Annotated in this window: 25 protein-coding genes; 15 read left to right on the top strand and 10 right to left on the bottom strand. The window is 74.0% G+C overall.

What is annotated here, in order from left to right; genetic code table 11:
• Positions 1-425: 425 nt before the first annotated feature.
• Positions 426-1,655 carry an aminotransferase class I/II-fold pyridoxal phosphate-dependent enzyme gene (locus ACFU0Y_RS07625; protein ID WP_380213866.1) on the top strand — a complete coding sequence of 410 codons (1,230 nt, stop codon included), beginning with the start codon at positions 426-428 and terminating at the stop codon, positions 1,653-1,655.
• Here the strand turns inward: ACFU0Y_RS07625 and ACFU0Y_RS07620 are convergent.
• The 5 genes from ACFU0Y_RS07620 to ACFU0Y_RS07600 form a co-directional block, all read right to left on the bottom strand.
• On the bottom strand, positions 1,621-2,295 hold the full coding sequence (locus tag ACFU0Y_RS07620; protein ID WP_380213864.1) for a DNA-3-methyladenine glycosylase I: 675 nt from the start codon (positions 2,293-2,295) through the stop codon (positions 1,621-1,623). The two genes, ACFU0Y_RS07625 and ACFU0Y_RS07620, sit on opposite strands and share 35 nt — an antisense overlap.
• Before the next feature lie 137 nt (positions 2,296-2,432).
• Positions 2,433-3,446, bottom strand: a complete 1,014-nt coding sequence (locus tag ACFU0Y_RS07615; protein ID WP_380213863.1) for a hypothetical protein — start codon at positions 3,444-3,446, stop codon at positions 2,433-2,435.
• Positions 3,443-4,738: a sensor histidine kinase gene (locus tag ACFU0Y_RS07610; RefSeq protein ID WP_380213862.1), complete on the bottom strand. Its 1,296-nt coding sequence runs from the start codon at positions 4,736-4,738 to the stop codon at positions 3,443-3,445. Before ACFU0Y_RS07610 ends, ACFU0Y_RS07615 begins: the two co-directional genes overlap by 4 nt.
• A 33-nt stretch (positions 4,739-4,771) precedes the next feature.
• Positions 4,772-5,488, bottom strand: coding sequence for a LuxR C-terminal-related transcriptional regulator (locus ACFU0Y_RS07605; RefSeq protein WP_380213861.1), 717 nt, complete (start codon positions 5,486-5,488; stop codon positions 4,772-4,774).
• A gap of 136 nt (positions 5,489-5,624) precedes the next feature.
• The gene (locus ACFU0Y_RS07600) at positions 5,625-6,620 is read right to left on the bottom strand and encodes a hypothetical protein (RefSeq protein ID WP_380213859.1); all 996 of its coding nucleotides are present in this window, start codon (positions 6,618-6,620) and stop codon (positions 5,625-5,627) included.
• Positions 6,621-6,731: 111 nt separating this feature from the next.
• Between ACFU0Y_RS07600 and ACFU0Y_RS07595 the strand changes: the two genes are divergently transcribed.
• A complete protein-coding gene (locus tag ACFU0Y_RS07595; RefSeq protein ID WP_380213858.1) occupies positions 6,732-8,438 on the top strand; it encodes a long-chain-fatty-acid--CoA ligase in 1,707 nt (568 codons plus the stop codon).
• A 10-nt stretch (positions 8,439-8,448) separates the two neighbouring features.
• Here ACFU0Y_RS07595 and ACFU0Y_RS07590 read toward each other — a convergent pair whose 3' ends face one another.
• Complete coding sequence (locus ACFU0Y_RS07590) at positions 8,449-9,063, bottom strand: flavin reductase family protein (protein ID WP_380213857.1); 615 nt, start codon at positions 9,061-9,063, stop codon at positions 8,449-8,451.
• Positions 9,064-9,248: 185 nt separating this feature from the next.
• On the opposite strand from ACFU0Y_RS07590, the gene ACFU0Y_RS07585 reads away from it, so the two are divergent.
• The 3 genes from ACFU0Y_RS07585 to catC are packed head-to-tail and all read left to right on the top strand — an operon-like array spanning position 9,249 to position 11,408.
• A complete protein-coding gene (locus ACFU0Y_RS07585; protein ID WP_380213867.1) occupies positions 9,249-10,172 on the top strand; it encodes a LysR substrate-binding domain-containing protein in 924 nt (307 codons plus the stop codon).
• The gene (locus ACFU0Y_RS07580; RefSeq protein WP_380213856.1) at positions 10,169-11,077 is read left to right on the top strand and encodes a mandelate racemase/muconate lactonizing enzyme family protein; all 909 of its coding nucleotides are present in this window, start codon (positions 10,169-10,171) and stop codon (positions 11,075-11,077) included. The genes ACFU0Y_RS07585 and ACFU0Y_RS07580 overlap by 4 nt, the downstream gene beginning before the upstream one ends.
• Before the next feature lie 52 nt (positions 11,078-11,129).
• Positions 11,130-11,408, top strand: a complete 279-nt coding sequence (catC, locus tag ACFU0Y_RS07575) for a muconolactone Delta-isomerase (RefSeq protein WP_017832659.1) — start codon at positions 11,130-11,132, stop codon at positions 11,406-11,408.
• 21 nt (positions 11,409-11,429) lie between these two features.
• Here catC and ACFU0Y_RS07570 read toward each other — a convergent pair whose 3' ends face one another.
• The 3 genes from ACFU0Y_RS07570 to ACFU0Y_RS07560 all read right to left on the bottom strand — a co-directional run bounded on the left by ACFU0Y_RS07570 (position 11,430) and on the right by ACFU0Y_RS07560 (position 13,310).
• Positions 11,430-11,609 carry a hypothetical protein gene (locus ACFU0Y_RS07570; protein ID WP_380213855.1) on the bottom strand — a complete coding sequence of 60 codons (180 nt, stop codon included), beginning with the start codon at positions 11,607-11,609 and terminating at the stop codon, positions 11,430-11,432.
• Positions 11,610-12,060: 451 nt separating this feature from the next.
• Positions 12,061-12,543, bottom strand: a complete 483-nt coding sequence (locus tag ACFU0Y_RS07565) for a MarR family winged helix-turn-helix transcriptional regulator (RefSeq protein WP_380213854.1) — start codon at positions 12,541-12,543, stop codon at positions 12,061-12,063.
• A 59-nt stretch (positions 12,544-12,602) separates the two neighbouring features.
• The gene (locus ACFU0Y_RS07560) at positions 12,603-13,310 is read right to left on the bottom strand and encodes a hypothetical protein (protein WP_380213853.1); all 708 of its coding nucleotides are present in this window, start codon (positions 13,308-13,310) and stop codon (positions 12,603-12,605) included.
• Positions 13,311-13,501: 191 nt separating this feature from the next.
• Here ACFU0Y_RS07560 and ACFU0Y_RS07555 point away from each other — a divergent pair, with 191 nt between their 5' ends.
• Both ACFU0Y_RS07555 and ACFU0Y_RS07550 read left to right on the top strand, forming a co-directional pair.
• The gene (locus tag ACFU0Y_RS07555) at positions 13,502-14,578 is read left to right on the top strand and encodes a glutathione S-transferase family protein (RefSeq protein ID WP_380213852.1); all 1,077 of its coding nucleotides are present in this window, start codon (positions 13,502-13,504) and stop codon (positions 14,576-14,578) included.
• 122 nt (positions 14,579-14,700) lie between these two features.
• Entirely contained in the window at positions 14,701-15,546 is an 846-nt protein-coding gene (locus tag ACFU0Y_RS07550; protein ID WP_380213851.1) for an HpcH/HpaI aldolase/citrate lyase family protein, read from the top strand.
• Between the two features lie 10 nt (positions 15,547-15,556).
• On the opposite strand, the gene ACFU0Y_RS07545 is transcribed toward ACFU0Y_RS07550, so the two are convergent.
• Entirely contained in the window at positions 15,557-16,273 is a 717-nt protein-coding gene (locus ACFU0Y_RS07545) for an HAD family hydrolase (RefSeq protein ID WP_380213850.1), read from the bottom strand.
• A gap of 145 nt (positions 16,274-16,418) precedes the next feature.
• Between ACFU0Y_RS07545 and ACFU0Y_RS07540 the strand changes: the two genes are divergently transcribed.
• The 8 genes from ACFU0Y_RS07540 to ACFU0Y_RS07505 all read left to right on the top strand — a co-directional run bounded on the left by ACFU0Y_RS07540 (position 16,419) and on the right by ACFU0Y_RS07505 (position 23,204).
• The gene (locus ACFU0Y_RS07540; protein ID WP_380213849.1) at positions 16,419-17,411 is read left to right on the top strand and encodes an LLM class flavin-dependent oxidoreductase; all 993 of its coding nucleotides are present in this window, start codon (positions 16,419-16,421) and stop codon (positions 17,409-17,411) included.
• A gap of 151 nt (positions 17,412-17,562) precedes the next feature.
• The gene (locus tag ACFU0Y_RS07535) at positions 17,563-18,609 is read left to right on the top strand and encodes an NAD(P)-dependent alcohol dehydrogenase (protein ID WP_380213848.1); all 1,047 of its coding nucleotides are present in this window, start codon (positions 17,563-17,565) and stop codon (positions 18,607-18,609) included.
• A 58-nt stretch (positions 18,610-18,667) separates the two neighbouring features.
• Positions 18,668-20,878 carry a 4-alpha-glucanotransferase gene (gene malQ / locus ACFU0Y_RS07530; protein WP_380213847.1) on the top strand — a complete coding sequence of 737 codons (2,211 nt, stop codon included), beginning with the start codon at positions 18,668-18,670 and terminating at the stop codon, positions 20,876-20,878.
• A gap of 58 nt (positions 20,879-20,936) precedes the next feature.
• Positions 20,937-21,806, top strand: a complete 870-nt coding sequence (locus ACFU0Y_RS07525) for an SGNH/GDSL hydrolase family protein (protein ID WP_380213846.1) — start codon at positions 20,937-20,939, stop codon at positions 21,804-21,806.
• Positions 21,807-22,130: 324 nt separating this feature from the next.
• Positions 22,131-22,367: a 50S ribosomal protein L28 gene (gene rpmB, locus ACFU0Y_RS07520; protein ID WP_047804470.1), complete on the top strand. Its 237-nt coding sequence runs from the start codon at positions 22,131-22,133 to the stop codon at positions 22,365-22,367.
• Between the two features lies 1 nt (position 22,368).
• On the top strand, positions 22,369-22,536 hold the full coding sequence (gene rpmG / locus ACFU0Y_RS07515) for a 50S ribosomal protein L33 (protein ID WP_017832642.1): 168 nt from the start codon (positions 22,369-22,371) through the stop codon (positions 22,534-22,536).
• 4 nt (positions 22,537-22,540) lie between these two features.
• A complete protein-coding gene (gene rpsN, locus ACFU0Y_RS07510; protein WP_058873832.1) occupies positions 22,541-22,846 on the top strand; it encodes a 30S ribosomal protein S14 in 306 nt (101 codons plus the stop codon).
• 73 nt (positions 22,847-22,919) lie between these two features.
• The gene (locus tag ACFU0Y_RS07505) at positions 22,920-23,204 is read left to right on the top strand and encodes an HU family DNA-binding protein (RefSeq protein ID WP_031282576.1); all 285 of its coding nucleotides are present in this window, start codon (positions 22,920-22,922) and stop codon (positions 23,202-23,204) included.
• Positions 23,205-23,266: the final 62 nt, after the last annotated feature.

The following is a 23,266-nucleotide window of genomic DNA, read 5'->3' as shown; positions in this document are numbered from 1 at the left end:
GCCCCGCACCGATCGGTGCGGGGCCGTGTGCTGCGTCGTCGACGCGCGTGCCGCCACGTCCTGCGGCTCTCCCCGCCGGGCCGTGGCCCGGCGCCGCTCCGACGTGGTGCAGGGCGGTTGTCTCCCGTGCCCGGCGCCCCATCTCCGGTGGACCCGTGATTGAAATCCCCCCAGACACAATCACACATCTCATTCACGACGGATCACTCGTGCGACGCCGGCCGCGGTGACAACCTGCCCGTCGGCCCCCGGCACTGCTGCCGGAGACCTGTCCCCCCACGCCCGGTGACCGCCTCAGCGCGGCCTCCTGACGTCCAGGACTGGAACCAGTATTGCGGAGGTCTGGACGAAAGTCTGTCCCCCGAAGTGCGCATGACGGGACGTGACCGCGGCCACGCGGCGGGCGGCGGCCGTAGGCTGGGCCCATGCCTGCGCCCCTGCCGCCCCGTCCCTCCGCGCGCTCGGCGGTGCCGCCGTTCCGGGTGATGGAGATCCTCGCCGACGTCGAGCGCCTGCGGGCCGCCGGCCGGGACGTCGTCTCCCTCTGCGCGGGCGAGCCCTCCGGCGGTGCGCCGGGCCCCGTGGCGCGGGCGGCGGCCCGCGTGCACGCCCGCAACGAGGGGCTGGGCTACACCCCGGCCCTCGGGATCGAGCCGCTGCGCCGGGCCGTGGCCGGCCACTACGCCCGGTGGTACGGGATCGACGTCCGCCCCGAGGACGTCGCGATCACCACCGGGACCTCCGGGGCCCTGGTGCTCGCCTTCCTGGCGGCGTTCGACACGGGGGACCGGGTGGCGGTGTGCCGGCCGGGCTACCCCGCCTACCGCAACACCCTGGCCGCCCTGGGCGCGGACGTGGTGGAGCTCGACTGCGGGGCGGCGACCCGCTTCCAGCCCACGCCCGGGATGCTCGACGCCGCGGTCGCCGAGCACGGGCCGCTGCAGGGCCTCGTGGTGGCGGGGCCGGCGAACCCGACCGGCACCGTGCTGGAGCCCGCCGAGCTGGCGGCGCTGGCCCGGTGGTGCGCCGAGCACGGCACACGCCTGATCAGCGACGAGATCTACCACGGCATCGTGCACACCGCCCCGGCGGACGGCGCTCCCCGCCGGGGCGGGCCGTACCGGGGCACCAGCGCGTGGGAGCACGACCGGGACGCCGTGGTGATCTCCTCCTTCTCCAAGTACTGGGGGATGACCGGCTGGCGGCTGGGCTGGGCCCTGCTGCCCCGGGACCTCGCGGCCGCGGTCGACGCGCTGGCCGGCAATCTCAGCCTCTGCCCGCCCGCCGCCGCGCAGCACGCCGCGGTGGAGGCCTTCGGCCCGGAGTCCTACGCCGAGGCGGACCGGGCGGTCGAGCAGTTCGCGCGCTCCCGGAGCCTGCTCCTGGACGCGCTGCCGGCGCTGCGGTGGGGAGAGGTCGCCCCGGCGGACGGGGCCTTCTACCTCTACGCGGAGCTCGGCGAGCAGCTCGAGCGGTACGGGAGCTCCCTGGAGTGGTGCCGCCGGCTGCTGGAGGCGGAGGCCGTCGCGGTGGTGCCCGGCCTCGACTTCGACGCGGCGCGGGGCCACCGCGCGGTCCGGCTCTCCTTCGCGGCGGGGCCCGACCGGGTGGAGGAGGCCGTCACCCGGATCCTCCGGTTCCAGTCCCGGCCCTGAAGCACCCGGCCAGGTGCCCGGGGAGGACCCCGGTGCGCAGCAGGAACCGGTGGGCGGTGGTGCGCCCCACGAACACGAGCCCCAGCTCCTTGAGCCGGGCGGCCAGCCGGTCCCCCTCGGGGGAGCAGCCGGCCTCCTCCAGCACCGTCAGCGGCGGCTCGGCGGCGGTCGCCCGGAGGTCCCCGGTGAGCCGGGCCCAGTCCTCCGGCCCGAGTCCGCGACAGGCGCGGGCGTTGTGCACCACGGCCTCGATCTTGACCCGGTTGCGGATCACCGCGGGATCGAGGAGCAGCTCGTCGACGTCGTCCTCGGTCATCCGGGCGACCTCCTCGGGGACGAAGCCGCGCAGCCCCCGGCGCAGGCCCTCCCGGCGCTGGGCGATGCTCCAGCGGGCCAGGCCGGCCTGGAAGATCTCCAGGCCGAGGGCCTCGAACCAGTCCGGGGAGTCCCCGGGCGGCGTCCCCCAGCGCCGGTCGTGCTCCTCGAGCGCGGCCGGGCCGGTGGGGCCCCAGGGGCAGCGGCGCAGGCCGTCCCCGCAGAGCACGGCGCGGAAGGCGTCGTCGGTCGGGGAGCGGCCGTCGGGGACGTGTCGTGCGGCGTCGGCGGGGTGCGGGGCGTGCCCGGTGGAAGCGGTGTCCATGGGGCAACGGTAGGAACCCGGGGGCGGCGGGCCGGGGGGCGGGCGGCCGCCTGTGGACGGCGCCGTCCGCGCGCGGGACGCCGGCCGGCGGGTGCAGTGCGGGCGCCCGGACGGTGGGCGGGACCGGTCGGAACCGGTCAGAACCGGGAGACCGCCCCGGTGCCGTCGGCGATCTCGATGGCCACGGGCTCGTCGTCCGCGGCGTTGCCGTCGTGGACGATGAACACCGCGGTGGGCTCTCCCTCCGGGAAGGCGCGGATCGTGACCGAGCCGGAGGTCGCCGCGTTGAGCACCTCCATGGCCTGGCGGGTGGCCGCGCGCAGCACCGCCGTGGGCAGCGGCTTGCCGCGCTCGTCCAGGATGTCCACCAGCACGCCCCGGGCCCGCGCGGCCCGCGTGACCTCGAGCAGGTAGGGGGTGGCCACCGAGCGGCCCCGGATCGAGTCCCGCAGCTGGGCCTCGGTCAGCCGGAACTGCTCGATCTCGTAGTCCGAGACCGGGGAGGGGTCGTGCGCGATCCGCTCGAGCAGCCCGCCCGCGAGGCGGCGCACCTCGTGCACGCGCTGCACGGAGGCGTTGACCGTGTCCTGCTGGGCCTCGTCGTGGGAGCGCGCCGAGATCACCATGTCCCGGGCCTCGGCGAACGCCGCGGAGGCCCGGTCGTACTCCCGGGCGATGAGCTGGCTCGCCAGCAGCAGGGCCGCCGCCGCCGCGTTCGTCAGCGCCGCGTCCCACAGGCCCAGGGCGGAGCGGGCCCCCCACGTCATGGACACGGCGACCGCGATGACGAGCGTGGCCCAGCCCCACCCGCCGCGGCGCCGGATGCCGAGGACCACGAGGAACCCGTCGAAGCCCAGGGTGAACCACTGGCCGCCGAACAGCTCGGCCTGGGGGTCCAGGGCGTCGTAGGAGCGCTGGATCGACACCAGCATGAGGAGCACGCCCAGGGCGCACGGCAGGTCGGGCAGCCGGCGCTGCCCGTACGGGTACACGACGACCGCCACCGCGATCACATAGGTCACGAGCGCGGCCTGCATGAGGTCCGGCTTGTCCATGCTGCGCGTCTGCAGGACGCCGAGCACCACGGGGATGAGGAAGAACGTCGCCGTGGCCACCAGGCTGAGGGGGTGGAAGAGCGTGCGGGAGATCACGGCTGCGCGTCCCGGGGCCAGAGGATCGTCACGCGGGTGCCCCGCCCCGGTGCGCTGTCGACGTCCACCGCGCCGCCCACGTGGCGCACGTTGCCCAGGATGGACACGCGCACCCCGAGCCGGCGCGAGTCGATGCTGCGGACCTGGAAGCCGCGGCCGCGGTCCACCACCTGGAAGCGCAGGAAGAAGCCCTCGGGGTTGAGGGGAGTGGGCGGGCACACGCCGCCGTCCATGGTCACGAAGGTGACCTCGGTGCCGGCGTGGCGGGCGCTGTTGGAGACCGCCTCGGTGACCGCCTGCACGAGGGCCTGCGCCGTCTCCACGGGGATGAGGGGGCGCGGCTGGCCGGGAGGCCTGATGTAGGGGGTGATGCTGTTGAAGCGCACCCGGTTGCGCCAGGGGGACAGGGACTCCAGCAGGTCGTCGAGCAGGGTGTGCACCATGGTGGTGCCCTTGCCCTCGGCGCGGCGCTCCTCGAAGGAGAGGACCTCGAGGGCGCGCTGGGCCAGTTCCCGGGTGCGGCGCTGGACGGGCCCCGGTGCCCGCCCGGCGTCGAGCAGGGCGGCCATGACGTTGTCGTGGATCAGGCGGTCCAGCCGCTCCTGCTCCTCGGCCTGGGAGCGGGTGCGGTTCAGCTGCAGCTCCTGCGCGATCGCGGCCGCGTAGACCTGGTCCGCGTTCTGCCCGCCCTTGTGGACCAGGCTGATCAGCACCACCAGGACCACGCCGAAGGCGATCCGGCTCGTGGCGTCGAACAGCACGCCCATCACGTCCGCGGACTCCGTGACCCGCACCAGGACCATGACGTAGAAGACCGTGACCGACGCCAGGTACGCGACGGCCAGCTCGCTGCTCCACGCGACCACGGTGGCGGCGGCCGCGAGCAGGATGAACGGCTCCACCCACGGGTCCTGCGGCGGAGCGGCGCCGGTCCAGGCCAGCGGGAGGGTCAGGACGGCGAGCGCCACGAGCACGGGGGTCACGAGCACCGGCCACGTCCGCACCTGCCGCCGGGCGCTCAGCAGGAGCAGGACGCAGCCGTTGACCAGCAGCGCCAGCAGGAACACCAGGTGCCAGCGCTCGAAGGCCGGCAGCTGCTCCCCGACGATGGTGAGGGCCTCCAGGAAGAGCGCGACGACGACCAGGCCGTGGCAGATGTTCGCGAGCAGGTGGATGCGGTAGGAGTTCATCCCCAGTTCCTGCGGCGAGGTCGGCACCAGGAGGCTGCTGCGGCGCCGCCGGGCGGGGACCTTCCGGTAGGCGAGCGGGGACCGGGGCGCGGCGTGGCTCACGGGGCGGTGGCCCTCACCGGGGCGAGGAGCGGGTCACAGATGCTTCTCCGCGGTGGTGATGTCCGCCGTGGGCTCCACGAGCCCGTCCTCGATCGCCCGGATGCGCAGGTCGATCTTGGTGGGCGCCGGTCGCCCGACGCGCGCGTACTTCTCGCGGATGCGGTCGATGTTGGTCTTGACGGCGCTCTGCTTGATCCCCATCCGGCGGGCGACCTGGACCTGCGCGAACCCGGAGGCGTAGAGCCGCAGGGTCTCCTGCTCGCGCGGGGAGAGGCTGGCCCGGGAGAACTCCACGTCGCCGTCGATCGCGGCGGCGAGCTCCTTGGTGATCACGGGCTTGCCCTCGGCGATGTTGCGGGCCTCCTCGATCGCGTGCTCGAGCGGGTCCGACTTGCGCACCAGCCCGAGCGCGCCGGCGCGCAGCGCCTCGCGGATCAGCGCGGCGTTCTCGCCGATGCTGAAGATGAGCACCTTCATGCCGGCGGCGCGCAGGAGCTCCACGTTGGTGGCGGGCCGGGACCGGTCGTCGAGGGACAGGTCCAGGAGCACGACCTCGCACTCGATCCGCTTGGCGCCCTGGGCGGTGAGGGCGGGGTTCTCGGGGTCGCGGCCCAGCTGGTCGAGGAGGCCGGGGACGGTGGAGGCCGATCCGACGAGCTTCACGTCCGCCTGCGAGGTCATGGAGACGAGGCGGACACCCTCACGGACGACCTCGTGGTCATCGACGACGGCGACAAGAGTGGACGGCATGGGTGTTTCCTCCGGGTGCTGCTCGGCGGGCCGGTCCGCGGATTTCCGCGTGGGGGTGACGGATCTCACCGAGGTGCTCCGATTGTCCCCCTTCTTGTGGTGGGATGCGAACCCGACACGGCGCCGGGACGCCGTGTTACCGGCCCTGATCCGCCCAGGTGTCCCCCCAGCGGTCGACCCTGCGGTGGTAGCGGACGCCCCAGAGACCCCCGAGCACCGCGGCGAGCAGGTCCACGGCGAGCACCGCCAGGACCGCGAGCAGCCCGGGGACCAGCAGGTCGCCGATCAGCGCCTGCGCCGAGACGCCCACGGGCGCCAGGCCGACGGTGTCGGCCCACACCAGTCCCGCCACGGTGGCCACGGACCGGCCGAACAGGGACCACAGCCACACGGACACGCCCTGCCGGGCCCCGGAGAAGCGCGCCATCCGGCCTGCGGCGTAGCCGCCGCCCAGGAACGCGAGGAACTCGACCAGGCCGAGGGCCGCCGCGCCGGTCCAGGCCGCCGCGGACCCGGCCGCGAGGTCGTCGACCACGCCGCCCACCCCGTCCACGAGGCGCAGGCCCAGTGCCGCCGCGGTCAGACCCGCCGCCGCGAGCAGCAGCCAGGTCAGGGCCATGGCGCTGAGCCAGCCGAAGAAGCCGGGGACCAGCTGGAGGCCCCCGAACTCCTCCCGCTGCCGGGCGAGACGGGTCGCGGCGTCGGCGGGGACGCCGGACGGGGCGCCGGGCCCGGGGTCGTGGAGCGCGGCGGCACCCGGGTCGGCGCCGCGCCCTCCGGCAGGCACGGCGCCGGGAGACCCGACCGTGCTGGACCCGGCCGTGGCGGACCCGACGGCGGGGGTCGGGTCGGTGCGGGGGCCCGGGTCCTCCTGCACGGGGCGCTGGGCGGTCACCGCGGGCAGCGGCCGGGTGTGCTGGTCGTCCTCGTCGTCGTACCAGGACCAGTCCTCGGTCCCGCCGCCCCCCGCGTCCGCGTCCGGGGCGTCGTGGGCCGTGCCGCCGGCCGGGGCGGCGAACCGGCTGACCGGGGGCAGCGGACGGGTGGCGTCCGGGGAGTCCTGCGGACCGGTGTCCGACCAGGGCATCGGGTCGTCGGGGGAGGGCGAGCCGGGTGTCGTGGAGGGCGTCATGGCACCGGAGTCTACGGCCGGTCCCGGACCGGGACCGGCGAGCCGTCCCGCCGGGCGCCGGGTGTCGCCGGGCGGGGCGCCGGGCCACCGCCGCCGAGTAGGGTCGGGACCATGCCTGAGCACACCGTGCGCGACGTCCTGCGCGCCCGCCCCTGGACCGCCAGCTACGACCCGGGCGTCCCCGCGGACCTGGAGCTGCCGGAGACGTCCCTCGTGCACATGCTCGAGCGCTCCGTCGCCCGCCACGGCGCGCGCACGGCCCTCGAATTCTTCGGGGCCACGACCTCCTACGCCGACCTGGGACGGCAGGTCGACCGCGCGGCCGAGGGACTGCGCCGGCTCGGCGTGCGCCACGGCGACCGGGTCGCGCTCGTCCTGCCCAACTGCCCGCAGCACGTCGTGGCCTTCTACGCCGTGCTGCGCCTGGGCGCCGTCGTCGTCGAGCACAACCCGCTCTACACCGCCCCCGAGCTGCGCCACCAGTTCGAGGACCACGGGGCGCGCGTGGCGATCGTCTGGGACCGGGCGGCCGGCCGGGTGCGGTCGCTGCCCGCGGACCTGCGGGTCGACACGGTCGTGTCCGTGGACGTCACCGCCGCGATGCCGCGCGCGAAGCGGCTGGCCCTGCGCCTGCCGCTGCCGCGCGCACGGGCCTCCCGCGCGCAGCTCACCGGTCCGGCCCCGGGCACGATCCCCTGGCGGGAGCTGCTGGCGGCCGCCCCGATCGGAGCGGAGCACCCGCGGCCCACCGCCCACGACCTCGCCCTCCTGCAGTACACCTCCGGCACCACCGGCCTGCCCAAGGGCGCGATGCTGACCCACCGCAACCTCGAGTCCAACGCCCTCATGGGCCGGTACTGGCTCGGCTCCGGGGAGGACGAGGTCGTGCACGGGGTCCTGCCCCTCTTCCACGCCTTCGGGCTGACCCTCGGCGTGACCTTCGCGATGTCCCTCGGGGCGCGGCTCGTGCTCTTCCCGACCGTGCGCACCGACCTCGTCCTGGGCGCGATGAAGCGCACGCGGCCCACCGTGCTGCCCGCGGTGCCGCCCGTCTACCAGAAGCTCCTCGACGCCGCGCCGGAGCAGGGCGTCGACCTGCGGGGGATCCCGGTGGCCGTCTCCGGGGCCATGAGCCTGCCGGTCCCCCTCGTGGAACGGTGGGAGCGGGCCACCGGGGGCATCCTGATCGAGGGCTACGGGCTCACCGAGTGCTCCCCGCTGGTGGCCTGCAACCCGCTCAACGGCTCCCGCCGGGCCGGCTCCATCGGGGTCCCGTTCCCGTCCACCGACATCCGGCTCGTGGACCCGGACACCCTCGAGGACGTCCCCCGGGACCGTCCCGGGGAGCTGTGGGTGCGGGGCCCGCAGGTCTTCCAGGGGTACTGGGGGCGGCCCGACGAGACCGCCCGGGCGCTCACGGCCGACGGCTGGCTGCGCACCGGCGACATCGTCACGGTCGACGACGACGGGTTCCTCCGGGTGGTCGACCGGCTCAAGGAGGTCGTGATCACCGGCGGCTTCAACGTGGCCCCCAGCGAGGTCGAGGACATGCTGCGCCGGCACGACGCCGTCGAGGACGCCGCGGTGGTGGGCCTCGCCGGCGCCCGCGGCAGCGAGGTGGTGGTCGCCGCCGTGACCCTGGTGCCGGGCGCCGAGCTCGACGAGGCGGCCCTGCGCGAGCACTGCTACACCGGGCTCGCCCGCTACAAGGTCCCCCGGCGGGTCGTGGCCGTCGAGGAGCTGCCGCGCACGATGCTCGGCAAGATCCAGCGGCGCGAGGTCCGTGAGCAGCTGCGGCGCACGGGCGTGCGCCCCTGAGCCCGGGGTCTCAGGGCAGGTCCGCCTCCGGGACGGCGTCCCGGTAGGGGACCCGCCGGGCGGACCGGATCCGTCCCAGCTCGCCCCACTCGTCGCGCCCGAGCCGCGCGATGGGGCCCAGCGACGCCACCACGGGGCCCCGCTCGTCCATGGCCTCCTCGTCCACCGCCACGTGGGTGACGGCGCCGAGGACCAGGAAGCTGTCGCCCACGGCGATGGGCTCCCCGTGCAGCCGGCACTCGATGGCGGCGGGGGACTCGGCCACGCGGGGGGCGGCCACGGTGAGCGAGGGCTCGCGGGTCAGCCCCACGGCGTCGAACTCGCTGAGCTCGGGCGGGTAGTCGGTGCCGGTCGCGTTGATCTGCTCGAACAGCCCCGCGGGCGCGAAGTTGACCACGAACTCCCGGCTGTGCCGGATGTTGCGGAGGCTGTCCTTCTCCCCGACGGAGACGAACTGGACGATCGTCGGCCGCTCCGAGGCCACCGTGAAGAACGAGTGCGGAGCCAGGTTGTCGATGCCCGCGGCCGAGCGGGAGCTGACCCACGCGATGGGACGGGGGACCACGAGGGACTTGACCGCCCGGACGAAGGAGCCGTGCCGGTCGGCGGTGATGTCGGTGCGCATGGGCCCATTGCACCACCTCCCCGGGCGCCGGTCACGGGCCGCGACCACCGGGTGCCCCCGGAACGCTGTGCTGATTGGGATGCCACAGTGTTCTAATCCGAGCTTTTCGGTGTATCCTCTGAATGAATGCGGGGGTGCTGGTCGACGACGACCCCTCCGACCGAGCGGGAGGACGACTGCCCACGATGGAGATCCGGCAGCTCAACTACTTCATCGCGGTGGCCGAGGAACGCCACTTCGGCCGCGCCGCCAAGCGCCTGCACATGGCCCAGCCGCCGCTGTCCCAGCAGATCCGCCAGCTCGAGGAGCAGCTCGGCGTGCGGCTGCTGGACCGGACCACCCGGCGGGTGGACCTCACCGCCGCCGGCCAGGTGCTCCTGGACCGGGGGCGGCGGATCATCAACGAGATCGAGGGCCTCAAGGCCGACGTCTACCAGGTGGGCCAGGGCGCCACGGGCGTGCTGCGGGTCGGCTTCGCCGGCTCGGCCACCTACGGGGTGATGCCCCAGGTGGTGCGGCGGGCCAAGGAGGCGATGCCGGGGCTGTCCCTGGTGCTGCACGGCGAGATGCTGACCCCGGCCATGGAGGAGGGGCTGCGGGACCACACCCTCGACGCCGCCCTGCTGCGCCCGCCCGTGGCCCCCCCGGACGTGGAGTACCGGGTCGTCGCGCGGGAGCCGCTCGTGGTGGCGCTGCCCTCCTTCAGTGCGCTCGCCGTGGACCGGCCCGTGGCGGTGCACGAGCTGCAGGACCAGGAGTTCATCGTCTACCCGCCCGACTCCGTGCTCTACCGCACGGCCGCGGACGTCTGCCGCCAGGCCGGCTTCCAGCCCCGGATCGCCCAGGTGGCCGGGGAGACGTCCACGCTGCTGTCCTTCGTGGCGGCCGGCGGCGGGGTGGCGGTGGTGCCCGCCGGGGTGCGTGCCTTCCAGCTCGAGGGCGTCGTCTACCGCGACATCGAGCACTCGCCGCAGATCGAGCTCGCCGTCGCGTGGCGGCGCGAGGACCGCTCCGCGCTGCTGCACAACTTCATCGACCTCGTCGTCGACACCCAGGCCGCCGCCGGAGCCCCCGTCCCGCCCGCCCAGGAGAGGCCCGTCCACCCATGAAGATCGCGACCGTCGAGGCGATCCCGGACTCGATCCCCTACGTCCACGCGCTGCACCTCGCCTCGGGCGCCGTCCACGAGGCGGACCACGTGCTGGTGCGGATCACCACCGACGAGGGGGTCGTGGGCACCGCGGACACCCCGCCGCGGCCCTGCACCTACGGCGAGACCCAGAAGTCCATCGTGGCCGTGGTCGAGGACGTCTTCGCCCCCCAGCTGGTGGGCCTGGACGTCCTCGACCGCGAGAAGGTCCAGGCCGTGCCGGCCCGCACCGTCCACAACCAGACCGCCAAGGGCGCGGTGGGCTTCGCCCTCTGGGGCGTCATCGGCCAGTTCCTCGGGCAGCCGGTGACGCGGCTGCCGGGCGGGTTCACGGACTCGATGCGGGTCTCGCACATGCCCGGGTTCAAGCCCGCCGCCGAGCTCTCCGTGGACGCCGACCGCGGCTGGTCCGCCAACGAGGCCATGGAGGTGCTGCGCCGCACGGCCGACCTGGGGCTGCAGTCCCTCGAGGAGCCCGACGACGCGCGCGAGGTGCTCGGCCGCCGCCGGCTGGTGGAGCACTCGACGATCCCCATCGCCGCCGACGAGTCCGCCCCGAACCTGGGGGAGGCCGCGAAGGAGATCCTCACCGGAGGGGCGAACCTGCTGGCCGTGAAGGCCGCCCGCTCGGGGTTCACCGAGGCCGCGAAGATCGTGAGCACGGTCGACTCCGTGGTCTTCGGCGCGGCGCCGGCCCACACCTCGAAGCGGGCCGGGGAGCCGTCCAACTTCCTGGACATGGCCGACGACCTCCTCGCCGAGCCCGTGGTCATCGCCGGCGGCCGGATCCGCGTGCCGGAGGTGCCCGGGGCGGGAACCGCCGTGGACGAGGACAAGCTCGCCCACTACCGCACCGACCGGTAGGCCCGGCCCCGCCGTTCCGCACCCACCACCCGTTCCGACGGAAGGACACACCGTGAAGTACCTGGTCCACATGGACATCGACCTCCCCACCGACATGCCCGCCGAGGAGGCCGCGGAGATCAAGGCCACCGAGAAGGCCTACTCCCAGGAGCTGCAGCGCTCCGGGAAGTGGCCGGAGATCTGGCGCGTCGTGGGCGAGTACGCCAACTACTCGGTCTTCGACGTCGACTCCCACGACGAGCTGCACGACATCCTGCAGAACCTTCCGCTGTTCCCCTACATGGACATCACCGTGGTGCCCCTGGCCAAGCACCCCTCCGACGTCAAGTAGCGGCGCGGACCGGGGCGCCGGTCACTCGGGCGGCCGGTAGCGGGCGGCGAGCTCGCTGCGGGGCCGGAGGCCCCGCTTCCCGTAGCTGTGCGCCAGGTGGTACTGGACGGTCTTCTCCGCGAGGAACAGGGCGCGCGCCGACGGCGGCGAGGGCGAGGAGGTCGTCTGCGACCACGTCCTCGCCAGGGAGTGCCAGAGCAAGTAGCACCGTTCCCCGCGGGCACGACACCCGCAGGGCATGCGGCGCGCGGGGTGCGCGGCGCACCGGGAACGCCTCTGTCGGCTCCGGCCGGCGGGGGCGTTCCCGGTGTGTTCCGGGGCGGGCCGGGGGCGCCTTCAGGTGCTCCGGCGGCCCGCTCCCGGCCGGGGGCGACACCGGGGACAAAAAACGCACAGACGGCTTGCTCATGCAGATCACTGGGTCTAAGGTAAATCTGTCGTCGGCGATGGCCCGGAGGTGATCCCCCCATCTGCCTCCGGATAGTTCCTGCCGACGTATGGTGTCCCATTCCCCCGATCGGGATGCCTGACAGGCCCTGCCGATCCCCCCATGCGGCAGGGCCTGTTCCCTGTCCGGGGTCCGGCCGGCCCGGACCGGAGCGGCCGGGCCTCGACCGGGACCCCTGGCCGGCGGTGGCTCAGGAGCCCGGCGTCAGCACAGCCCCAGCTTCTCGAGCCGGGGGAGCACCTTGCCGGAGATCGAGAGCAGCGCGTCCATCTCCTCGCGGGTCAGGTGGTCGATCAGGGCCGCCCGCACCAGTTCGAGGTGGCCGGGGGCGGAGGCCTCGATGGCGTGCCGGCCCTCCGGGGTGATCCGCACGTCGAGGCCGCGGGCGTCGCTGTCGCACGGCAGCCGCTCCAGCAGCCCGCGCCGGGCCATCCGGGAGAGCAGGTGGGACAGGCGGCTGCGCTCCCAGCCGAGCTCGTGGAGCAGGTCGCGGGAGCGGATCACGCCCGTGCTGCTCTCCGAGAGCTGGACGAGGACCTCGTACTCGGAGCCGGACAGGGCGCTGTCCCGGGACAGCTGGCGGTCCACCGCGGTCTGCATGCCGCGGCTCAGGGCCAGGAAGCCGCGCCAGACGCGCTGCTCCTCGTCGGACAGCCAGTTGACCTCGTCGGTCTCCGGGTGGCTCATGCGGCGGTCCTCTCGTGGGGCGGGAAAACCCCGAGCTTATCGTGACGTGTCAACAAATGTCAACGGCCGGTCAGGTCCTCCGGCGGGGTGCCGCCCGGGCCGGGGTGGTCGCCGGCGTCGCGGCCGTAGCGTGCGGGGCGGCGGTGGATCCACTCCGAGTCGTAGTGGTCCGCGGGGCCGCGGGCCGGCCGGCGGAGGCGTTCGGCGTAGCCGGTGGGGCGCAGCGGGGAGTCGTCGTCATCGGCCGGCGTGAACGACGCCATGGCCACGAGGCCGAACCCGAGGGCCGCGGCGACCACCAGGGTCATTCCCGAGACGACCAGGACGCTGACGTACTCGTCGGCCAGGTGGGCGCCGGCGGTGCCGGCCAGCAGCGGCTGGACCGCGAAGACCGCGGCCAGCGGCAGCAGGCCCAGCAGCAGCAGGACGGCGGGGATGAGCCACAGCTTCGAGCGGCTCCGCAGCGGCGGCACGGAGGCGTCCCGAAGGGCCGGGTGGAGCTGGGTCTGCACGACGACGAAGCCGGCGAGCCCGGGCAGGGCGAGCAGGGCTCCGACTGCCCAGCCCCACGCCTGCCCCAGGGCGGTGAGCCCCCCGCCGATCAGGAGGCCCAGCAGCACGAGGGTGAAGGAGAGCCCCCGCGCCATCCGGCGGGCGGCCCGCGCCGAGGCCGCGGGCGCCCGCGCGGCCGAGGGCGCGGGCCGGGGCGGGACGTGCTGCGGCGGGAGGCGCTGGCCGTACTCGGGCTCGTTGCCGTGGGTGCTCATGGGCGGGGCTGTTCTCTGCTGGGAGGTGCTGGACGCCTCCACCATAGACCTCGCCTCCGACGGAACGCCCCTGGCGCACCTGCTGTGATGGACATATCATCAAAATAGAGGGGCGGGTGGTGCGGCCGTCCCGCCGCCGACCGCCGTCCCGGCCGGTGGCGCCCCGTCCCGCCGCACCGCGAGGAGCCACCATGTCACAGCGCAGCACTCAGCGGTCCGAGTTCAGCACGGCCGGCGCCTACGTGCACCCCGGGGAGGAGTTCACCCGGGACACCGCCTACATCGAGGACCGGATCGTCCGCGACCCCGCCCGGGCCGACGTGCCCGAGGGGGCCCGGGCGTGGCCCGTCGAGGCCGGCCGCTACCGGCTCGTCGCCGCGCGGGCCTGCCCCTGGGCCAACCGCACCCTCATCGTCCGGCGGCTCCTGGGGCTCGAGGACGCCCTGTCCGTGGGGCTGCCCGGTCCCGTCCACGACGTCCGCTCGTGGACGTTCGACCTCGACGAGGACGGCAGGGACCCCGTCCTGGGCATCGAGCGGCTCCGGGAGGCGTACTTCGCCCGCTACCCCGACTACCCGCGGGGGATCACCGTCCCGGCGATCGTGGAGATCGCCGGCGGCCAGGTCGTCACCAACGACTTCCCCCGGATCACGGAGGACCTCGCCAAGGAGTGGACCGCCTTCCACCGCGAGGGCGCGCCCGACCTCTGGCCGGCCGCCCTCGAGGACGAGATGCGCGAGGTCATGCAGCGCGTCTACACCGAGGTCAACAACGGGGTCTACCGGTGCGGCTTCGCGGGCTCCCAGGGGGCGCACGAGAAGGCCTACGACCGGCTGTGGGCCGCCATGGACTGGCTCGAGGACCGCCTCGCCACCCGCCGCTACCTGATGGGCGAGCACATCACCGAGGCGGACGTGCGGCTGTTCACCACCCTGGTGCGCTTCGACCCGGTCTACCACTCGCACTTCAAGTGCTCGCGCAACAAGCTCACCGAGATGCCCCACCTGTGGGCCTACGCCCGGGACCTGTTCCAGACGCCCGGCTTCGGCGACACCGTGGACTTCGAGCAGATCAAGCAGCACTACTTCGTGGTCCACGAGGACATCAACCCGTCCGGGATCGTACCCGTCGGCCCCGACCTGGAGAACTGGGTGTCCCCGCACGGCCGGGAGGACCTCGGCGGCTCGCCCTTCGGGGACGGGACCGCGCCGGGCCCCGTCCGCCCGGAGGAGCGGGTTGACGGACGTCACACGCCCCTGACCGTCTGAACGTTCCGCCGGGTCGGCGCGCCGCCTAGACTGGACAGCTCCTACGGCCCGGTCCCGCCCGCGGGGACCGGGCTCCCAGGGGCCTCCCGTCCCCGCCGCCCACCTCTCGGAAAGGACCTCCCGTGGCCCCCTACCGCAACCAGCGCGCCGCCGCGCTGCCCGCACGCCTGTCCCGCTCGTGGCTGCTCACCTCGGCCGCCGACCCCTCCGTCTTCCCCACGGCGCTCGCGTCCGAGGCGGACTCCGTCGTGTTCGACATCGAGGACGCCATTCCCGCCGAGGGCAAGGACCAGGCCCGGCGCAACGTCGTGGAGGCCTTCGAGGCCGGGGCGAGCGCGTGGGTGCGGATCAACGACATCACGACCCCGTACTGGGAGCAGGACCTCGCCGCCCTCAGCCGGGTCGGCCACCTGCGCGGCATCATGCTGGCCAAGACGGAGCACCCGGACCACATCACCAAGACGGCCATGATGGCGCCGGCGGGAACCCCCGTCGTCGCGCTCATCGAGTCCGCCGTGGGGATCATGAACGCCAACGACATCGCCCGCGCCCCCGGGGTGTTCCGGCTCGCCTTCGGCGTCGGCGACTTCCGCCGGGACACCGGTGCCAGCGCGGACCCCATGGCGCTGGCGTTCGCGCGCTCGAGCCTGGTCGTGGCCTCCCGGGTGGGAGAGCTGCCCGGTCCCATCGACGGCCCGACCGTGGGCGCCTCCGACGAGGAGCTCGCCGAGGCGTGCGCCGTGACGCAGTCCATGGGCATGACGGGCAAGCTGTGCCTGGACCCGCAGCAGACGGACGGGATCAACCTCAACCTCGCCCCGAGCGAGCAGGAGATCACCTGGGCGCGCGAGCTCATCACGCAGCACGACTCCGGGCACGTCGTGGGCGACGGCAGCTACCTGCCGCGCCTGGCCCGGGCCCGCAAGGTCTCAGAGCTGGCGCAGACCTACGGTCTCTGGAACCGCTGAGGGCCCTGGCTCAGCCCAGCCAGCGGGTCATGAGCTCCCGGAAGGCGGGGTCCGTCAGCGCCGCCGCCCGGTGGTGCGCGGGCACGGGGTCCCCGTCCGGGACCGACGGCACGGCCACGACCACGAGCCCCGCGGCCACGGCCGAGGTCGCGCCCACCACGGAGTCCTCCACGGCCAGGGCCTCGCCGGGGGCGAAGCCCAGCCGGCGCACGGCCTCGGTGTAGATGTCCGGGGCCGGCTTGCCCCGCGGCACGTCCTCGGAGGAGACCCACGTGCTGAGGTGCGAGGCGAAACCGGCCTGCTCGAGCTTCACGCCGAGGATCGTGCTCGTGGAGTTGCTGGCCACGGCCACGGGCAGCCGCTCGGCGAACGCGCGCACCGTCTCGAGCGCACCCGGCAGGGGCACGATCTGCCCGGTCAGGGTCTGCTCCTCGGTGCGCAGCACGTCGGCGTGGACCGAGGCGCGGTCGGCCCCGGCGGCGTCGGCGATCGAGGTGGCGACGTCCGCCGCGGACCAGCCCATCATCCGGCGCTGCATCGCCTCGGTGAACTCGAGCCCGTAGCTCTCGGAGACGGCGCGCTGGACCCGGGCCCAGTTCGCCTCCGTGTCCATGAGGATGCCGTCGCAGTCGAAGACCACGCACGCCGGGGCCCACCCGGGGGCGGGGGCGGTCAGCTCGCCGGAGGGCGTGGGCAGCGACGGCGTGGGGGCGGGGAGAGACGTCATGCTCCCATGGTGCCCCACCGGGCCCCGGACGGGGCGGGGGTGTGAGGAGGGCAACGCCCGTGCGGATCCCGGAATAATGAGCCCGGCCCGGGCCGTTGCCGCCACCGAAACCCAACGTGCCCTCCCGACGGAAGAAGCCCAGCCCGTGCCCGCCACGCCCCGCGTCCCCCTGTCCGCGCTCGACCTCGTGCCCCTGTCGCAGGGCCGCTCCACCGCGGACGCCCTCCGCGAGGCGGTGGAGCTCGCCCGCCGGCTGGACGCGTCCGGCTACCGGCGCCTGTGGTACGCCGAGCACCACAACACGGAGGCGTTCGCGTCCTCCGCCACAGCGGTGCTCATCGGGCAGGCGCTCGCCGTCACGGAGCGGATCCGCGTGGGCTCGGGCGGGATCATGCTGCCCAACCACGTGCCGCTGACCGTGGCCGAGGCCTTCGGCACGCTCGCCAACCTCCATCCCGGCCGCGTGGAGCTGGGCCTGGGCCGGGCGCCGGGCACCGACCTGCGCACCGCCCTCGAGCTGCGGCGGGGCCAGGCCGGCCACGACACCTTCGAGTCCGACGTGCGCCGCCTGGTGCGGCTCTTCGGTGGTCAGGAGCAGGAGACGGTCCGGGCGCCCGTGGCTCGCGGGACGGACGTGCCCCTGTGGATCCTCGGCTCCTCGACGGGTGGCGCGGAGGTCGCCGCCCGGCTCGGCCTGCCCTACGCGTTCGCCTCCCACTTCGCCCCGGCCATGATCATGGACGCCATCGCCCTGTACCGCCAGCGCTTCGACGCGGACGCCCCGACCGCCACGGTGGAGCGCCCGCACGTGATGGTCGCGGCGAACGTCCTCGCCGCCGACACGGACGAGGAGGCGCGGCGCCAGTTCAGCACCCACCAGCTGCTGGTGCGCGGGATCGCCCGCAACGACCGCCGTCCGCTGCAGCCGCCCGTCGAGCACGTGCAGCTCACGGCGGCGGAGGCGGGCATGGTGCAGGAGCACCTGGCCGTGTCGGCGGTCGGCACGCCCGAACGGGTGGTCGCCGACCTCGAGCAGATCGTCGAGCTCACCCGGGCCGACGAGCTGATGCTCAACAGCTACGCCCACGACCCCGAGGTGCGCGCCCGCTCCTACGAGCTCGTCGCCCACGCCTGGTGAGCGCACCGGCCCGACTGCACGACCGCGGACCGCACGACCCCAGACCGCACGACCCCAGACCGCACGACCGCGGATCGCACGACCCCAGACCGCACGACCTCCGCCCGGCGACCTCCGCCGGGCGGCCTCCGCACCACGACAGGAGCACCCCATGACCACCGTTCCCGCCCTCGAGGCCGTCTCCACCGACTCCGGCTTCCGTCGCACCACGATCGAGCGCCGTCCCGTCGGTCCGAACGACGTCGAGATCGAGATCCACTTCGCGGGCATCTGCCACTCCGACATCCACGTCGCGCGCGACGAGTGGGGCGGCACGCACTACCCCGTCACCCCGGGGCACGAGATCGTCGGCCGCGTCAGCGCCGTCGGGGAGGCCGTGACCGGCTTCGCGCCCGGTGACACGGTGGGCGTCGGCTGCTTCGTGGACTCCTGCGGCCGGTGCGAGTACTGCACCGACGGCCAGGAGCAGTTCTGCACGGAAGGCGTGACGGCCACCTACAACACCCCCCAGGCCGACGGCACCCCCACCCGGGGCGGCTACAGCGGTGCGGTGGTGGTCGACGAGCGCTTCGTCCTGCGCGTTCCCGAGGCGCTCGACCCCGCGCGGGCCGCCCCGCTGCTGTGCGCCGGGATCACCACGTACGCCCCGTTCCGGCGCTGGGGCGCCGGACCCGGCCGGCGGGTCGCCGTCCTGGGCATGGGCGGGCTCGGCCACGTCGCCGTGAAGATCGCGGCCGCGATGGGCGCCGAGGTCACGGTCCTGAGCCAGAGCCTGTCCAAGCAGGAGGACGGCCTGGCGTTCGGCGCGACCGACTACTGGGCCACGAAGGACCCGGAGACGTTCGAGCGCAACAGGGGCCGCTTCGACCTGATCCTCAACACCGTCTCCGCGGACCTGCCCGTCGAGCAGTACCTGTCGCTGCTGCGCGTCGACGGCGTGCTGTGCTCGGTGGGCCTGCCCACCGAGCCGTACAGCGTGCGGGCCATGGCTCTCGCCGGGCGCCAGCGGGTGCTCACCGGGTCGATGGTCGGCGGGATCCCCCAGACCCAGGAGATGCTGGACTTCTGCGCGGAGCACGGCGTGGAGGCGGAGATCGAGCTGATCGGCGCCGACGACGTCGACGCCGCCTACGACCGGGTGGTCGCCTCGGACGTGCGGTACCGCTTCGTCATCGACGTCGCCGGCACCCTGGCGTAGCCCCACGGATCGTCAGCAACCTGCGGCTCGGGCCGCGCCGGTGGTTAGAGTGGGGGTCATGGCCGACACCACCACCACCGCCGGCGCGCTGCGCCGGCTCGCCGAGGACTACCGCGTCTCCACGACCTACTCCGGGTTCGACGGGCAGGAGCGGGAGGTCCCGGAGCCGACGCTGCGCGCCGTGCTCGGCGCCCTGGGCGCGGACGCCGGCGACGACGCCGCGATCGAGGCGTGCCTCGCCGAGCGGGAGCTGGCGCCCTGGCGGCGGGTGCTCCCGCCCGTGGTCGTCGCCGTCGCGGAGGAGCGCACCCGCTTCGCCGTGCACGTCCCGCACGGCTCCACGGTGCGCGTGAGCCTCGTGGCGGAGGACGGCACCCGGACCACGGCCCCGCAGGTCGACAACTGGCGCTCCCCGCGCGACGTGGACGGCGTCCTCACCGGCCAGGCCACCTTCGAGGTGCCCGAGAGCATCGCCGTGGGCTGGTACGAGGTCCGCGCCGAGTGCTCCGAGGTCGACGGCGGACGCGCGGCCACGACGCCGCTGGCCGTGACCCCGCGGCACCTGTCCAGCACCGACCGGCTGCACGGCCGGCACCGGTGGGGCTACATGGCGCAGATCTACTCGGTGACCTCGGGGCGGTCGTGGGGCGTGGGCGACGCCTCGGACCTCGCGAGCCTCGCCGCGATCTCGGGGGAGCAGGGGGCGGACTACCTGCTGGTCAACCCGCTGCACGCCGCCGAGCCGGCCCCGCCCGTGGAGCCCTCGCCGTACCTGCCGACCAGCCGCCGCTTCTTCAACCCCCTCTACCTGCGCATCGCCGAGGTCCCGGAGTACGCGTACCTGCGCCCGGCCGACCTCGAGGTCGTCAACACGCTGGCCGCGATCCAGCGCCGGGACAACCTCGACACCAGCACCATCGACCGGGACAAGGCCTACGCGGCCAAGCTGAAGAGCCTCGAGCTGCTGTTCACCGTCCGCCGCTCCCCGCACCGCCAGCAGCAGCTGCGCCGGTTCGTGGCCGAGGGCGGGCAGGGACTGCAGGACTACGGGCTCTGGTGCGCGCTGCGGGAGGAGCTCGGCGAGGACGCCCCCGAGTGGGACGACGTCGCGGCGGGCCTGGACGCCCCGTACGCGGTGGAGGCGCGGACCCGGCTGTCCGGGCGGATCGACTTCCACGTGTGGATGCAGTGGCTGCTGGACGAGCAGCTCGAGGCCGCCCAGCGCGCGGCGCACCTGGCCGGGATGGACATCGGCGTGATCCACGACCTCGCAGTCGGCGTGCACAAGCAGGGCGCCGACGCGTGGACGCTCCAGGACGTCCTGGCCTCCGGCGTGTCCGTGGGCGCGCCGGCGGACATGTACAACCAGAAGGGCCAGAACTGGTCCCAGCCGCCGTGGCACCCGGAGCGCCTGGCCGAGGCCGGCTACCTGCCCTGGCGGGACATGCTGCGCACGATCTTCCGGCACGCCGGCGGCATCCGCGTGGACCACGTCCTGGGACTGTTCCGGCTCTGGTGGATCCCGGACGGCCACGAGGCCTCCGAGGGCGCCTACGTCTACTACGACCACGAGGCGATGGTCGGCATCCTCGCGCTCGAGGCGGAGCTGGCGGGTGCGGTCGTCGTCGGCGAGGACCTGGGCACCCTCGAGCCGTGGGTGCGCGAGTACCTCGCGGAGCGGGGCGTGCTGGGGACCTCGATCCTGTGGTTCGAGGTGGACGGCGACGAGCCGCTCCCGCCGGCGCAGTACCGGGAGCTGAGCATGGCCTCGGTCAGCACCCACGACTTCCCGCCCACCGCGGGCTTCCTGGAGGGCGTGCAGGTGGACGTGCGCCAGGAGCTCGGCCTCCTGGCCCGGCCCGTGGAGGAGGAACGGGCCGAGGCCCGCCGGCAGCTCGACACGTTCTTCGCCGCCGTCGCCGCGGACGGCCTGCTGCCCGACGGGGACGCCACGGACGAGCAGGGACGGATCGAGGCGCTGCACCGCTACCTCGCGCAGTCCCCGGCGCTGCTGTTCAACGTCTCCCTCGTGGACGCCGTCGGCGAGCGGCGGATGCAGAACCAGCCCGGCACGGGGGACGAGTACCCGAACTGGCGCGTGCCCCTGGCCGACTCCGCGGGCAACCCCGTGCTGATCGAGCAGCTGCCGGACAACCCCCGGGCGAACTCCCTGGTCCGCGCCGTCAACGAGGCCCTCGGCAACCGGTCCCGCGTGCGGGCCGTGGGGGAGCCCGAGCAGCCCCGGCAGGCCGACCGCACGGCCCCCTGACCGGACCCCGCCGAGCCCGCCCGCACGCCGCCGCCGCCCCGAACGGAGAGCACACCGCATGACGGAGCCCACCACGCCCCGCCCGGCCGCCGTGCCGCTCGCACCCCCCGTCCGCTACGTGGCCCTCGGGGACTCCATGACCGAGGGGGTCGGCGACCCCGACCCCGCCCGTCCCAACGGGGTGCGCGGCTGGGCCGATCTCGTGGCCGAGCAGCTGACCGCGGCCCACCCGGACACCCGCTACGCGAACCTCGCGGTCCGGGGACGGCTGCTCCGCGGCATCGTCGAGGAGCAGCTCGAGCCGTGCCTGGCCCTGGAGCCGACGCTGGTGAGCCTCTACGCCGGCGGCAACGACATGCTGCGCCCCCGGGTGGACGTGGACGCCCTCATGGAGCTCTACGAGCGGGCGGTCGCCCGGCTGCGGGACTCCGGCGCCCAGGTGGTGCTGTTCACGGCCTTCGACCCGGGCCGGGAGGCCCCCACGTCCTGGACCCGGCCCCGGCAGGCGCTCTACAACGAGCACGTCCGGGAGATCGCCGACCGGCACGGGTGCCTGGTGCTCGACTACTGGCGGATGCGCACCCTGCAGGACTGGCGCTACTGGGCGGTGGACCGGCTGCACATGTCGACCGCGGGGCACACGCACGTGGCCGCCCGGATGCTCGAGCTGCTGGGCGTGCACCACGACCTGGATCTGCCGCCCACCGACCGGCTGCCCGTCACGGCGAGCCCGGGCGTGCTGAAGGAGGACCTCTACTGGGCGCGCGAGTACCTGCTGCCCTGGATCGGGCGCCGGCTGCGCGGCACCTCCTCCGGGGACGCGGTCGCGGCCCGCCGTCCCGCGTACACCACGCTCCGCCCGCACCCGGTGGTGCCCGCCGGTCCCGCGGCCCGTGCGGAGCCGGCGGCCCCCGCCCGGTGCGGCTGACCGGGAGGTCCCCGGTTTGCGGGGGTCCGGGGAGCCGGTAGACTGACCCGGAGCTGGTCACACCTGACGTCAGGTTGCGGGGAAGTCCGTCCGGGCCTAGACTTCAAGGCTGTCGTGTGGTGGAGTCCACCTTCCGGCACCTTGATCTTCACCGTCTTCATCGTGGCGAGGCCTTCGCCGGTTCCGGCCGCGGGCCTTACGAGAGGGCCCGGTTGGCGAACGGTGGCAATTCTGAAGGTGGCGGGACGCCCGTTGCCGCAGCTGAGTGATCATCTGCGGCACCCACTGCGTGCCGTCATTTCGTCAACATTGGAGGAGAACACTATGGCAGCGCACTGCCAGGTGACCGGAGCTCAGCCGGGCTTTGGGCACAGCATTTCGCACTCGCACCGCCGCACGAAGCGCCGGTTCGACCCGAACATCCAGAAGAAGCGGTACTGGGTGCCGTCGCTGCGCCGCAGCGTCACGCTCAACGTCAGCGCCAAGGGCATCAAGGTCATCGACGCCCGGGGCATCGACGCCGTCGTGACCGACATGATCGCACGTGGGGAGAAGATCTAGCATGGCCAAGGACAAGGACGTTCGTCCCATCATCAAGCTGAAGTCCACCGCCGGCACCGGTTTCACCTACGTGACCCGCAAGAACCGCCGCAACGACCCGGACCGCATGGTGCTCAAGAAGTACGACCCGGTCGTCCGCAAGCACGTCGATTTCCGCGAGGAGCGCTGAATCCATGGCCAAGAAGTCCAAGATCGCCAAGAACGAGCAGCGCAAGGTCGTCGTCGAGCGCTACGCCGCGAAGCGTGCCGAGCTCAAGAAGACCCTCGTCGACGAGAACGCCACCGACGAGGCCCGCGAGGAGGCCCGCCTGGGCCTGCAGAAGCTGCCCCGCGACGCCTCCCCGGTCCGCCTCCGCAACCGCGACCAGATCGACGGCCGTCCCCGCGGCACCCTCCAGAAGTTCGGCATCTCCCGCGTCCGGTTCCGCGACATGGCTCACCGCGGCGAACTGCCCGGCATCTCCAAGTCCAGCTGGTAATTTCTGACGCAGGAGCGCGATCGGTCCGCCGTGCCGCGCTTCCCCACGACCCCAAGTCCAGGAGGACATGAACATGGCTAAGAACCGCAGTGAACTCGTCGCAGAGGTCGCCGAGAAGGCCGGCACCACCAACGCCGCCGTCAACGGCGTCCTGGACGCGATGTTCCAGGTCTTCGAGGAGTCCGTCTCCGCCGGTGAGAAGATCACCATCCCGGGCTGGCTGGCCGTCGAGCGCACCGACCGCGCCGCCCGCACGGGCCGCAACCCCCAGACCGGCGAGACCATCGAGATCCCGGCCGGCCACGGCGTCAAGCTGACCGCTGGTTCCAAGCTCAAGGCGGCCGTGTCCAAGAAGTAGGGACACCCGCGGGTCCGTTCCGGACCCTCTCCATGGCTTCGTCCGAAGGGGCGGCCCCGCAC

It is taken from the genome of Kocuria sp. NPDC057446, from assembly GCF_042802875.1.
Taxonomy (GTDB): Bacteria; Actinomycetota; Actinomycetes; order Actinomycetales; family Micrococcaceae; genus Kocuria.
The sequence above is the reverse complement of the archived record's forward strand: the minus strand, read 5'-3'. Positions and strand labels throughout refer to the sequence as shown.

What these genes read in the sequence shown, in the direction of transcription:
- ACFU0Y_RS07595 (WP_380213858.1), top strand. Translation starts at nt 6,732, where the DNA reads ATGCCTGAGCACACCGTGCGCGACGTCCTGCGCGCCCGCCCCTGGACC.
- ACFU0Y_RS07545 (WP_380213850.1), bottom strand. Translation starts at nt 16,273, where the DNA reads ATGACGTCTCTCCCCGCCCCCACGCCGTCGCTGCCCACGCCCTCCGGC.
- rpsN (WP_058873832.1), top strand. Translation starts at nt 22,541, where the DNA reads ATGGCCAAGAAGTCCAAGATCGCCAAGAACGAGCAGCGCAAGGTCGTC.
- rpmG (WP_017832642.1), top strand. Translation starts at nt 22,369, where the DNA reads ATGGCCAAGGACAAGGACGTTCGTCCCATCATCAAGCTGAAGTCCACC.
- ACFU0Y_RS07590 (WP_380213857.1), bottom strand. Translation starts at nt 9,063, where the DNA reads ATGCGCACCGACATCACCGCCGACCGGCACGGCTCCTTCGTCCGGGCG.
- ACFU0Y_RS07535 (WP_380213848.1), top strand. Translation starts at nt 17,563, where the DNA reads ATGACCACCGTTCCCGCCCTCGAGGCCGTCTCCACCGACTCCGGCTTC.
- ACFU0Y_RS07600 (WP_380213859.1), bottom strand. Translation starts at nt 6,620, where the DNA reads ATGACGCCCTCCACGACACCCGGCTCGCCCTCCCCCGACGACCCGATG.
- ACFU0Y_RS07560 (WP_380213853.1), bottom strand. Translation starts at nt 13,310, where the DNA reads ATGAGCACCCACGGCAACGAGCCCGAGTACGGCCAGCGCCTCCCGCCG.
- malQ (WP_380213847.1), top strand. Translation starts at nt 18,668, where the DNA reads ATGGCCGACACCACCACCACCGCCGGCGCGCTGCGCCGGCTCGCCGAG.
- ACFU0Y_RS07625 (WP_380213866.1), top strand. Translation starts at nt 426, where the DNA reads ATGCCTGCGCCCCTGCCGCCCCGTCCCTCCGCGCGCTCGGCGGTGCCG.
- rpmB (WP_047804470.1), top strand. Translation starts at nt 22,131, where the DNA reads ATGGCAGCGCACTGCCAGGTGACCGGAGCTCAGCCGGGCTTTGGGCAC.
- ACFU0Y_RS07620 (WP_380213864.1), bottom strand. Translation starts at nt 2,295, where the DNA reads ATGGACACCGCTTCCACCGGGCACGCCCCGCACCCCGCCGACGCCGCA.
- ACFU0Y_RS07605 (WP_380213861.1), bottom strand. Translation starts at nt 5,488, where the DNA reads ATGCCGTCCACTCTTGTCGCCGTCGTCGATGACCACGAGGTCGTCCGT.
- ACFU0Y_RS07580 (WP_380213856.1), top strand. Translation starts at nt 10,169, where the DNA reads ATGAAGATCGCGACCGTCGAGGCGATCCCGGACTCGATCCCCTACGTC.
- ACFU0Y_RS07555 (WP_380213852.1), top strand. Translation starts at nt 13,502, where the DNA reads ATGTCACAGCGCAGCACTCAGCGGTCCGAGTTCAGCACGGCCGGCGCC.
- ACFU0Y_RS07565 (WP_380213854.1), bottom strand. Translation starts at nt 12,543, where the DNA reads ATGAGCCACCCGGAGACCGACGAGGTCAACTGGCTGTCCGACGAGGAG.
- ACFU0Y_RS07585 (WP_380213867.1), top strand. Translation starts at nt 9,249, where the DNA reads ATGGAGATCCGGCAGCTCAACTACTTCATCGCGGTGGCCGAGGAACGC.
- ACFU0Y_RS07525 (WP_380213846.1), top strand. Translation starts at nt 20,937, where the DNA reads ATGACGGAGCCCACCACGCCCCGCCCGGCCGCCGTGCCGCTCGCACCC.
- ACFU0Y_RS07505 (WP_031282576.1), top strand. Translation starts at nt 22,920, where the DNA reads ATGGCTAAGAACCGCAGTGAACTCGTCGCAGAGGTCGCCGAGAAGGCC.